Genomic DNA, 10618 nt, shown 5'->3' with positions numbered 1-10618 from the left:
GCGGTGGGTGGGGGGGGGGGGGGGGGCGCCCGCGGGGGGGGGGGGGGGGGGGGGGCGCCGCCCGCCCCCCCCCCCCCCCACGACCCGCGACCCGCCGCCTCAGCCCTCGTCCGGGACCAGCCGCAGGGAGATCGAGTTGATGCAGTACCGCTGGTCGGTCGGGGTCGCGTACCCCTCGCCCTCGAAGACGTGCCCGAGGTGCGACCCGCAGCGCGCGCACCGCACCTCGGTGCGCAGCATCCCGTGGGAGCGGTCCTCCAGCAGCTCCACGGCGTCGGTGTCCTTCGGGTCGTAGAAGGACGGCCAGCCGCAGTGGGACTCGAACTTGGTGCCGGAGGTGAACAGTTCCGCGCCGCAGGCACGGCAGGAGTAGACACCCTTGGTGCTGGTGTCCGTGTACTCACCGGTGAAGGCGGGCTCCGTGCCGGCCTTGCGCAGCACGGCGTACTCGGCCGGGCTCAGCTCGGCCTGCCACTGCTCGTCCGGCTTCTCCACGTCGTACGGCATGGGTCTCGCGCCCCTCACTTCGACAGACGGTCCAGGATGCGCGGTCCGAGGTCGGTGACGTCGCCCGCGCCCATGGTGAGAACGAGATCGCCGGCCTTCGCCATTCCCGCGACCGCGTCGGGCACCTCGGCCTTGTCGTGGACGGCCGTCACGTCGGCGTCCGCCGCCCGCGCGGCGGCGATGATCAGCTCGCTGGTGACGCCGGGGACCGGGTCCTCGCGGGCCGGGTAGATGTCGAGGACGACGGAGGCGTCCGCGAGGGCCAGCGCCTGGCCCATCTCCTTGCCCAGCTCCTGGGTGCGGGAGAACAGGTGCGGCTGGAAGACGACCAGGATCCGGCCGTCGCCCGCGGCCGCGCGCATCGCCTCCAGGTCGGCGGTCATCTCGGTCGGGTGGTGGGCGTACGAGTCGACGACCTGGACGCCGGCGGCCTCGCCCTTGAGCTGAAGGCGGCGCTTGACGCCGGTGTACGCGGCCAGCGCGGAGGCGAGGTCGGCGGCCGGGACGCCCAGGGCGGCGCCCGCGGCCAGCGCGGCGACGGCGTTGTGCGCGTAGTGGCGGCCGGGCACGGAGACGGCGAAGGTGAGCTCGGTGCCGTCCAGCAGGACGGTGACCTCGCTCCTGAGGCCCTGCGGCACGACCGACAGGATCCGTACGTCGGCGTCCTCGGACTCGCCGTACGTCACCGTCCGCACCGCACCGGACACGCGCCGGGTCAGTTCCCGCGCGCCCGGGTGGTCGGCGGAGATCACCAGGGTGCCGCCGGGGACGATCCGGTCCACGAAGGTCTCGAAGGACTCGTAGATCTCGTCCATAGAGGCGTAGTTGGCGTGGTGGTCGAGCTCGACGTTGAGGACGATGGCGACCTCGGGCGCGTACTTGTGGAAGCTGCGGTCCGACTCGTCCGCCTCGGCGACGAAGATCTCGCCGTCGCCGTGCAGCGCGTTGGAGCCGGGGGCGTCCAGGTCGCCGCCGATGGCGTACGACGGCCGCAGGCCCAGCTCGCCGAGGGACACGGCCAGCATCGAGGTGGTCGTCGTCTTGCCGTGGGTGCCGGCGACCGCGATCGGGCGCAGGCCCTCCATCAGGGCGGCCAGCGCGTCGGAGCGGTGGACGACCGGGATGCCCAGCTCGGCCGCGCGGGCCAGCTCCGGGTTGTCCTCGCGGATCGCCGAGGAGACGACGACGCAGCTGGCGTCGTCGGCGAGGTGCCCGGCCGCGTGCCCGATGTGCACGGTGGCGCCCAGCGCGCGCAGTGCCTGCGCGGTCGCCGAATCCTTGGCGTCGCTGCCCGCCACCTTGGCCCCGCGCTGGGCGAGGATCTTCGCGATGCCCGACATCCCGGCGCCGCCGATGCCGATGAAGTGCGGTCGGTCCATGGCGGTAGGAAGGCCGGGTGCCATGCGCTTTTCTCCCCAGGTGGTGCGGCTGTGGTACGACGGTGCGCGCGCCCCCGTGCGGGGGCGCCGCCCAAGCCTATGCCTTGCTGTGGGAGAAGAGCTTCAGGACCGGTACGCCCACCTTGTGGCGGGCCCGGGAGGCCCAGTCGCGGTGGAAGAACTCCTCCACGTAGTGCGGGTCGGTCAGGACGATCACCTCGTCGGCGTCGACCTCGGCGACCAGGGACTTCAGGGCGTCCAGCGGGTGGTCCTCGACGAGCCGGCCGTCGGCCCGGCTGCCCGCCGCGCGCAGCGCGATGAGGGACACGTCCAGGGCCTGCTCCCCGGCGCCCTTCGCGGCCGCGCCCTCCGGGGTCTCGCCCTCGCGCGCCGCCTCGTCCAGTTCGCCGAGCGCGATGTCGTCGATGGCCCGCAGCAACCGGTCCGCCTGATCGCCGCGCGGCTGGAGCAGCACGTGGAAGAACACCGGCTCCTCGCCGTGCAAGGTGGTGACGAACTCCACGTCGGCGGACGTCAGGGCCTTCTCGATCATCAATACGCTTGTGAACACCAGGCGCCCTTTCTCCTCCGAGGGTCCCTGGACCCTCCGTCACCCTCCACGGGCCGTAGCAGCCCCTGCGGAAACCATCCTGCCCCGTGATCGCACGGGTATCGCGGGATTTGGCGCACCCGGCGCACACGGATCGGAACTATTGGTTCCGCCTGCCCGGAGCGCGAGCCCCCCCGGGCAGCCGGACGGCGGGGCTCAGGTCAGGGGCGGCGGTACCTGCCGAACAGGAAGCCGTCGTCCTCCAGCAAGGAGGCCAGGGTGAAGCGTTGCGGGACCGCGACGGAGGGGCCGCCCGCGATGCGCTGGGCGTCACCGGCGGTGAGCATCGGGGAGACCGTGAGGCACATTTCGTCGAGGACCCCGGATGCCACCATCTGACCGAGCAGGCGGGGGCCGCCCTCGGTGAGCAGGCGGGTGTGACCGAGTTCGGCCAGCGCCCGCACGGCGCGGGCGGGGTCGACTCCGACGCCGTCACCGGCGATCACCACCCGGGCGCCCGCCTTCTCCGCGGCCGCGATCCGCTCCGGGGCCGCCGCCGCGCCCGTGAGGACCAGCGTGGGCACCAGCGGCGAGGTGAACAGCGGCAGCGAGAAGTCCAGCTCCAGGCTCGCCGTGACGACCGCGATCGCCGGAGCCGGCCCCTGCCCGGCCGCCTCCCGCAGCGCCGCGAACTCCGCCCGGGCCCGGGCCGGGCGGTACCCCTCCTGACGTACCGTCTCCGCGCCGACCACCACCACGTCGGCCAGTGCCCGCAGGGTGCCGAAGATCCGCATGTCGGCGGCGCTGGAGATGGGCTGCGAACGTCCCTCGTGCTGGGCGGCCCCGTCGAGGGTGGCGACCATGTTGGCGCGCAGCCACGGCTCCCGGCCCGCCGCCCCGCGCTCGGGGTAGGCGTACGCGGCGGCCAGCTCGGCGAAGGTCCACTCCCGGTCCACGAGGGCGCCGGGCGCGCTCGTACCACCGGCCCCGTGCGCCCCGTCCGGGGTCTGGGCTGCTGTTTCGTCGGTCACAGGGAACAGGCGTCGCATGACGTGCAGTGTTCCACGCCGCTTACCATGGGGAACCGTGTCGTCCTCCACAACCGCCTCCGGGCTCAGCTCCCTGACCGCCGCGGCCCCGCTGTCCCTGTGCGCGCGCGAGCCGCACGTCCCCGCGGACCGGCTGGTCGCCGAGATGGTGCCGCCGCCGCGCTTCGACTCGGTGCGCTTCGCGACGTACATCCCGGACCCGAAGCAGCCCAGCCAGACCGAGGCCGTCGAGGTGCTGGACGACTTCGCCGCCGGACTCGGCGTGGCGCCCGTGGCCGGCTCCGGCAGGCGCGGCCTGTTCGGCTTCGGCAGAAGCAGGACCGACGGCAAGGGCAGGGCGAAGGGCAAGGGCAGGGCCGCCGGTGCCGGGCCCCGCGGTGTGTACCTCGACGGCGGCTACGGCGTCGGCAAGACCCACCTGCTGGCCTCCCTGTGGCACGCCACCCCGGCCGAGCCCGCCCGCAAGGCGTTCGGCACCTTCGTGGAGCTGACCAACCTGGTGGGCGCCCTCGGCTTCCAGAAGACCGTCGAGACCCTCTCCGGCCACCGCCTGCTGTGCATCGACGAGTTCGAACTGGACGACCCGGGCGACACCGTGCTGGTGTCCACCCTGCTCGGCAGGCTGGTCGACGCGGGCGTCGCGCTCGCCGCCACCTCCAACACGCTGCCGGGCAAGCTCGGCGAGGGCCGCTTCGCCGCCACGGACTTCCTGCGCGAGATCCAGGGCCTGTCCGCGCACTTCCGCGCGCTGCGCATCGACGGCGAGGACTACCGCCACCGCGGCCTGCCCGAGGCGCCGGCGCCGTACTCCGACGAACAGGTGACGAAGGCGGCGTACGCCACCGAGAACGCCTCACTCGACGACTTCCCGCACCTGCTGGACCACCTCGCCAAGGTGCACCCCAGCCGTTACGGCGCCCTGACCGACGGGTTGGCGGCCGTGTGCCTCACCGACGTGCGACCGGTGCCGGACCAGTCGACGGCGCTGCGGCTCGTGGTGCTCGCGGACCGGCTCTACGACCGCGAGGTGCCCGTGCTGGCCTCCGGGCTGCCCTTCGACCGGCTGTTCAGCGAGGAGATGCTGAACGGCGGCTACCGCAAGAAGTACTTCCGCGCGATATCCCGCCTGACCGCCCTCGCCCGGGACGCCAAGGGGCTCGTCGAGACGCACTGACGCGACAGCGCCCCGGCGGACGGCTCCCCGGGGTTTACCGTGTCTCCTGGCCAGTTCTTGATCGTTGGCCGGTCCGCGCCGGAGACACGGAGTCACCCCATGCAGCCCCTGATCCACAACGCCCGTACGTTCGGACGGCGCCCCGAGGACTTCGCCCGGCTCGCCGAGGGCCAGTCCCCCGAGGTCCTGTTCATCACCTGCTCCGACTCCCGGGTCGTCCCGGCCCTGATCACCGGCGCCCGGCCCGGTGAGCTGTTCGAGTTGCGCACCGCGGGCAACATCGTGCCGCCGTACGCCTCGGCACGGCCCACCGCCGAGGCGGCCACCATCGAGTACGCGGTGGAGGTGCTGGGCGTCGGCGACATCGTCGTCTGCGGCCACTCCCACTGCGGTGCGGTCGGCGCCCTCGTGCGCGGGGACGACCTCGACGCCGTGCCCGCCGTACGGGACTGGCTGGCCCACGCGACGCCCCGGCCCACCGGAGCCGTCGAGGACCCCGCCGTCGCCGAGGGCGTCCAGAGCCACGCACTGACCCAGCTGCTGCGGCTGCGCTCGTACCCGTGCGTCGAGAAGCGGCTCGCGGACGGCCGGCTCACCCTGCACGCCTGGTACTACGAGGTGCACACCGGCGCGGTGCTGGCGCACTGCCCGCGGACGGACGCCTTCACGGCCCTGTGACGGGCCTGTGAGCCGGCGCCGTCCGGCGGCTCGACCATGACCTCGGAGCGGGCATATCGTTGAAGCGGCGCATAACGCGCATATCGGCGACCGGTCGAGGAGTCCTCGTCATGGTGCAGGAAGTGGTGACCGCCGTGATCACCGCGGGCTGCGTGGGGTTCGTGTACCTCGCCGCGGCGATGCGGGTCGTCAAGCAGTACGAGCGCGGGGTGGTGTTCCGCCTCGGGCGGCAGACCGGCGAGCCGCGGCCGCCGGGTCTGGCCATGATCATCCCGTTCGTGGACCGGCTCTACAAGGTCAACATGCAGATCGTCACGCTGCCGATCCCGGCCCAGGAGGGCATCACCCGGGACAACGTGACGGTACGCGTGGACGCGGTCGTCTACTTCAAGGTCGTCGACGCCTCCAGCGCGCTCATCCGGGTGGAGGACTACAAGTTCGCGGTCTCTCAGATGGCGCAGACGTCCCTGCGCTCGATCATCGGCAAGAGCGACCTGGACGACCTGCTGTCCAACCGCGAGAAGCTCAACCAGGGGCTGGAGCTGATGATCGACAGCCCGGCCGTCGGGTGGGGCGTGCAGATCGACCGCGTGGAGATCAAGGACGTCTCCCTGCCGGACACGATGAAGCGGTCCATGGCCCGGCAGGCGGAGGCCGACCGCGACCGGCGGGCCCGCATCATCAACGCGGACGCGGAGTTCCAGGCGTCGAAGAAGCTGGCCGAGGCCGCCCAGCAGATGGCGGACACGCCCGCCGCGCTGCAACTGCGGCTGCTCCAGACGGTGACGGCGGTCGCCGCCGAGAAGAACTCCACCCTGGTCCTGCCGTTCCCGGTCGAGCTGCTGCGCTTCCTGGAGAAGGCCCAGCGGGAGCCGGAGCCGGAGCCGCACCGGAGCCTGGACCGGAGCGCCGCACCGGCGGCTCCCTGCCCGCCCGAACAGCTGCCGGAGGGTGCGAGGGCCGCCGCGGATCCCGGCGACCCCGCTTCCGAGGAGGCACCGATCACGCCCGTGCGGAGCAGCGCCGACGCGGTCACCCCCGACCCGGACGGCAGCGCGGCCCGCGCCAGGACCTAGGTGTGCTGTCCCGGCAGGTTGGTGCTGCGGCAGGCGACGTTTGCCCGTGAAGGAGCGGCGTCCGACGCGTCAGGAGTGCAGGGCGTCGCGACGGGGCGAACGCCGTCCCTCGCGGCACTGGCTTCCCTCCGCCCCGTCCCCCGTCCCCGTCCCCCACCCATCCCCCGGACGGCCCCGCACGGTGGCGGCGCCGTGGGGCCGTCGTTAGCGTGCGAGGCATGCGCAGCCGGCTCGTGGGGGTTGTCCTGATCGCGACACTGGGGGGCGTCGCGGGGTGCGGTGGCGCCGGAGGCTCGGGGGCCGCCACGCCGAGCGACTCCGGCACCGCCTCACTCGGCGCCGCGGGTCGGATCACCGTGTCGAGTCCGGCGTTCACCGACGGCGGCACCGTTCCCGGCCGCTACACGTGCACCGGGTCGGACCTCTCGCCGCCGCTGGCGTTCTCCGGGGTTCCCGCGGGCACGGCGGGGCTGGCCCTGCTGGTCGAGGACCGGGACGCCCCGGGAGGCACGTTCACGCACTGGCTGGTCTGGAACATCGACCCGCGCACCACGAGCCTGCCGACGGGCGCGACCCCGCCGGGAGCCGCCCAGGGACGCAACGACTTCTCGAAGACGGGCTACAGCGGCCCCTGTCCGCCCCCGGGCAAACCCCACCGCTACGTCTTCACGGTGTACGCCGCCGACCGCCGCCTCGCCCTGAGGCCCGACGCCACGGCCGCCGACGTCAGGCGCGCGCTGAGCGGCCACACCCTCTCCACCGGCACCCTCACCGCCCGCTACGGCCGCTGAGACGGGACCGCGGCGCCCGGCCACCGGCCGGGTGACCGCACCGCCGTGCCGCCGTTCTCGTGATCGGGGAAGGCCATATGTTCATCGAGTGATCACACTTGTACGACGCCTCACCGCCGTCTGCGCTCTCAGCGCCGCCCTGGCCGCCTGCGGCGGCGGCACCGAGGCGTCCCGCACCGGTATGACGGCCCCCTCCACGTCGGCGTCGGCCTCCCCCTCCGCTCCGGCCAGGCCCTCGCCCTCCCGGCCTCCGGCCCTCACCCCGGGACCCGGCGGTCTGACCCCCGTCTTCAGCCACGGCCCCCGCACCAAGGGGAAGACGGTCGCCCTCACCTTCGACGCCGACATGACCGCCGACGAGGGACCGCGCGCGGCGGCGGGCGAGCACTTCGACAACCCGGAACTCATCGCCACTCTGCGTGCCCTGAAGGCGCCGGCCACGGTGTTCATGACGGGCCGCTGGGCCGAGCAGTACCCCGACCAGGCCCGCTCCATCGGCAGCGACCCCCTGTTCGAGCTCGCCAACCACTCGTACAGCCACTACGCGTTCACCGCGAACTGCTACGGCCTGCCCACCGTGCCCGCCGACCGGATGCGGTCGGACGTGGAGGGCGCGTACGAGGCGTTCCGCAAGGCGGGCGTGCCGCACGCGATGCCGTACTTCCGCTTTCCCGGCGGCTGCTACGACCAGAAGTCCCTGCGGGCGCTCAGCGGTCTCGGCGTCACCGCGGTGCAGTGGGACGTGGTGAGCGGAGACGCGTTCGCGACGAACGCGGACGCCGTGGTCCGGCAGGTCCTGGACGGGGTCAGGCCCGGCTCGGTCGTGGTCATGCACTGCACCCGCAGCGCCGCCCCCACCACCGAGCGCGTGGTGCGCGCCGTCGTACCGGAGCTGCGCAAGAGGGGCTACCGCCTGGTGAAGGTCTCCGACCTGATCGGCGCCTCGGCCGACCGCGCCTGACGGACCGGCCGGCTCTCGCGGATCGTCCGCGGGCCGGCGGGCTCCGGCCGCCGGTCACCCGGCTGGCAGACTGGACGCCGTGAGCACCGACGAGAGCACCACCGCCACCGCCCCGCAGGACAGCCCGTTCCGGTCCGAGCCGGGCGCACGCGACCAGGCACGGCAGTTCGTGCTGCCGCTGGTGGTGCGGATCGAGCGGGCCGCTCCCCCGGCCCGTACGGACGCCCTGGAGACCGCGGCCCGAGCGGTCCTGGTGCTGCTCGCCGACGAGCGCTCGGCCGGTGACGGGGAGTGGGCGCGGGCCGTGCGGGACTGGCAGGACGCCCGGATCCGCAAGGTGGTGCGGCGGGCGCGCGGTGCCGAGTGGCGGCGGGCCGAGGCCCTGCCCGGCATCACCGTGACCGGGGGAACCGCGCAGGTGCGGGTCTTCCCGCCCGTGCCGCTGGACGGCTGGCCCAAGGACCTGGCGAGGCTTCAGGTCTCCGGCACCGAGCTGGACGACCCGGAGCCGCCCGCCGCGCCGGACCCGGCCGTCCCGGTGCTGTGGATGAGCCCCACCCTGGACATGTCGGCGGGCAAGGCGATGGCCCAGGCGGGTCACGGCGCCCAGCTCGCCTGGTGGGAACTGTCCGAGGAGCAGCGCACGGCCTGGCGGGACGCGGGCTTCCCGCTCACCGTCCGCACCGCGGGCCCCGCCCACTGGCGGGACCTCACCTCCGGCGGACTGCCGGTGGTGCGCGACGCCGGCTTCACGGAGATCGCCCCCGGCTCCTGCACGGTCGTCGCCGACCACCCCGCGCTGCGCCCGGGCCTGATCTAACGCCGCGACCGTGAAGGTTCACCGGCTCGCGACACCCGGCGGACCCTCCGGTCGCAGAACCGGCTCGCAGAACTGGCTCCCACGGCGGGCTTAGCTCAAATGTTGCTCTGAAGGTGCGCGCGGCGGGGTTCGGGTCCCGGCGCCCGGGTCATACCCCGGTCACGTGCGCCTGTGGAGGCGGGCGAGAGGGGGGCGAGAGCACGATGGAGCGGCTGGGGACGGGGATCGGGTGGCGGCCGGAGATCGCGGACGCCGTGGAGGAGATGCCGGGCGTCGACTGGGTCGAGGCCGTCGCCGAGAACGTGTGTCCCACGCATCTTCCCGAGTCACTGCTGCGCCTGCGCCGCCGCGGGGTGACCGTGGTGCCGCACGGGGTCTCGCTCGGCCTCGGCGGAGCCGACCGGCCGGACGAGGGCCGGCTGACCGCCCTCGCCGAGCGGGCGCAGGCGCTCGGCTCGCCGCTGGTGACCGAGCACATCGCGTTCGTGCGCGCGGGCGGCGTACTGACCGCCTCCCCGCGGCTGGAAGCCGGGCATCTGCTGCCCGTGCCGCGCACCCGCGACGCCCTCGACGTGCTGTGCGAGAACGTCCGGATCGCACAGGAGGCGCTGCCCGTGCCGCTCGCCGTGGAGAACATCGCCGCGCTGCTGGGCTGGCCGGACGAGGAGCTGACGGAGGGCCAGTTCCTCTACGAGCTGGCCGACCGCACGGGTGTGAGGCTGCTGATCGACGTCGCCAATCTGCACACCAACCGCGTCAACCGGGGAGAGGACCCGGCCCGGGCGCTGGCCGAACTTCCCCTCGAAGCCCTCGCGTACGTCCATGTGGCGGGCGGCTTCGAACGCGACGGTGTCTGGCACGACAGCCACGCACACCCGGTACCGCGGCCGGTCCTCGACATCCTGACCGACCTCGCCTCACGCGTCGCCCCGCCGGGTGTGCTGCTGGAGCGCGACGAGAACTTCCCCGAACCGGCTGAGCTGGAGCGGGAGTTGGCGGCCATCGGAAGAGCGGTGGAGTCGGGGCGTACGACGGCCCGGCGGGCGACCGACCCCGCCCCCACCCCCACTCCCATCCCCGGCCCCGGCCCCGGCCTCACTCTCGACCCAGCCCCCGGCCTCGGCCCCGCCACCGACCCCGGCCAGGCGCCGGACACCGGCGGCCGCCGTGCGCCCGGGCCGGATCCGCGGACGGCCGGCGGCACCGAGCCCGCGCGCCAGCGGCTCGCCCTCGCGCAGACCTCGCTGCTGTCGGCGCTCGTCGCCGGTACGCCCGCGCCGGAGGGGTTCGACCGGGTGCGCATCGGCGTGCAGGCGCGGTCGCTGGCCGCGAAGCGGGCGGACGTCGTGGCCAAGGTGGCTCCCGAACTGCCGGTGCTGCTCGGCGAGGGGTACCGGACCGCCTTCCTCGCGTACGCGCAGAGGCACCCGATGACCGGGGGCTACCGGCAGGACGCCCTGGACTTCGCGGAGTCGCTGCTGCTCGCCGGCGGGCCCCGGAACGCGGACATCCGGCGGGAGTTGCGGGAGTGGTGGCTGGACCGCTCGGGGCCGGCGCCGCGGTCGCGCCGTCCGGCGGTACGGGTGGCCCGCGCGGCCCAGCGGGTGCTGCTGCGCCGCTGAGCCCGGCCCCG

Annotated in this window: 11 protein-coding genes; 7 read left to right on the top strand and 4 right to left on the bottom strand. The window is 74.0% G+C overall.

Going from position 1 to position 10618, the window contains the following annotated elements; translation table 11 throughout:
- Positions 1-99: 99 nt before the first annotated feature.
- The 4 genes from msrB to ACWC91_RS10320 all read right to left on the bottom strand — a co-directional run bounded on the left by msrB (position 100) and on the right by ACWC91_RS10320 (position 3485).
- Positions 100-507 carry a peptide-methionine (R)-S-oxide reductase MsrB gene (gene msrB / locus ACWC91_RS10335; RefSeq protein WP_281156827.1) on the bottom strand — a complete coding sequence of 136 codons (408 nt, stop codon included), beginning with the start codon at positions 505-507 and terminating at the stop codon, positions 100-102.
- Positions 508-521: 14 nt separating this feature from the next.
- Complete coding sequence (gene murC / locus ACWC91_RS10330) at positions 522-1910, bottom strand: UDP-N-acetylmuramate--L-alanine ligase (protein WP_450642035.1); 1389 nt, start codon at positions 1908-1910, stop codon at positions 522-524.
- Positions 1911-1983: 73 nt separating this feature from the next.
- Complete coding sequence (locus ACWC91_RS10325) at positions 1984-2457, bottom strand: indole-3-glycerol phosphate synthase (RefSeq protein ID WP_225075710.1); 474 nt, start codon at positions 2455-2457, stop codon at positions 1984-1986.
- A gap of 200 nt (positions 2458-2657) precedes the next feature.
- Positions 2658-3485 (bottom strand): pyrimidine reductase family protein, encoded by an 828-nt coding sequence (locus ACWC91_RS10320; protein ID WP_225075711.1) that lies wholly within the window; start codon positions 3483-3485, stop codon positions 2658-2660.
- A gap of 37 nt (positions 3486-3522) precedes the next feature.
- Between ACWC91_RS10320 and zapE the strand changes: the two genes are divergently transcribed.
- The 7 genes from zapE to ACWC91_RS10285 all read left to right on the top strand — a co-directional run bounded on the left by zapE (position 3523) and on the right by ACWC91_RS10285 (position 10607).
- Positions 3523-4659, top strand: coding sequence for a cell division protein ZapE (gene zapE / locus ACWC91_RS10315; RefSeq protein WP_225075712.1), 1137 nt, complete (start codon positions 3523-3525; stop codon positions 4657-4659).
- A 99-nt stretch (positions 4660-4758) separates the two neighbouring features.
- The gene (locus tag ACWC91_RS10310) at positions 4759-5337 is read left to right on the top strand and encodes a carbonic anhydrase (protein WP_225075713.1); all 579 of its coding nucleotides are present in this window, start codon (positions 4759-4761) and stop codon (positions 5335-5337) included.
- Between the two features lie 110 nt (positions 5338-5447).
- Positions 5448-6413 carry a slipin family protein gene (locus tag ACWC91_RS10305; protein ID WP_450642032.1) on the top strand — a complete coding sequence of 322 codons (966 nt, stop codon included), beginning with the start codon at positions 5448-5450 and terminating at the stop codon, positions 6411-6413.
- 218 nt (positions 6414-6631) lie between these two features.
- Positions 6632-7204: a YbhB/YbcL family Raf kinase inhibitor-like protein gene (locus ACWC91_RS10300; RefSeq protein ID WP_225075715.1), complete on the top strand. Its 573-nt coding sequence runs from the start codon at positions 6632-6634 to the stop codon at positions 7202-7204.
- An 88-nt stretch (positions 7205-7292) separates the two neighbouring features.
- Positions 7293-8165, top strand: coding sequence for a polysaccharide deacetylase family protein (locus tag ACWC91_RS10295; RefSeq protein ID WP_450642029.1), 873 nt, complete (start codon positions 7293-7295; stop codon positions 8163-8165).
- Between the two features lie 70 nt (positions 8166-8235).
- A complete protein-coding gene (locus tag ACWC91_RS10290) occupies positions 8236-8985 on the top strand; it encodes a peptidyl-tRNA hydrolase (protein WP_450642038.1) in 750 nt (249 codons plus the stop codon).
- Positions 8986-9188: 203 nt separating this feature from the next.
- Complete coding sequence (locus ACWC91_RS10285; RefSeq protein ID WP_450642027.1) at positions 9189-10607, top strand: multinuclear nonheme iron-dependent oxidase; 1419 nt, start codon at positions 9189-9191, stop codon at positions 10605-10607.
- The last annotated feature ends 11 nt before the right edge of the window (positions 10608-10618 follow it).

This window comes from Streptomyces sp. NPDC001204 (genome assembly GCF_053598035.1).
The sequence above is the reverse complement of the archived record's forward strand: the minus strand, read 5'-3'. Positions and strand labels throughout refer to the sequence as shown.

Bases quoted from the DNA above. Each gene is read 5' to 3' on its own strand.
- ACWC91_RS10310 (WP_225075713.1), top strand. From the start codon at position 4,759: ATGCAGCCCCTGATCCACAACGCCCGTACGTTCGGACGGCGCCCCGAG.
- ACWC91_RS10305 (WP_450642032.1), top strand. From the start codon at position 5,448: ATGGTGCAGGAAGTGGTGACCGCCGTGATCACCGCGGGCTGCGTGGGG.
- ACWC91_RS10320 (WP_225075711.1), bottom strand. From the start codon at position 3,485: ATGCGACGCCTGTTCCCTGTGACCGACGAAACAGCAGCCCAGACCCCG.
- murC (WP_450642035.1), bottom strand. From the start codon at position 1,910: ATGGCACCCGGCCTTCCTACCGCCATGGACCGACCGCACTTCATCGGC.
- ACWC91_RS10285 (WP_450642027.1), top strand. From the start codon at position 9,189: ATGGAGCGGCTGGGGACGGGGATCGGGTGGCGGCCGGAGATCGCGGAC.
- msrB (WP_281156827.1), bottom strand. From the start codon at position 507: ATGCCGTACGACGTGGAGAAGCCGGACGAGCAGTGGCAGGCCGAGCTG.
- ACWC91_RS10300 (WP_225075715.1), top strand. From the start codon at position 6,632: ATGCGCAGCCGGCTCGTGGGGGTTGTCCTGATCGCGACACTGGGGGGC.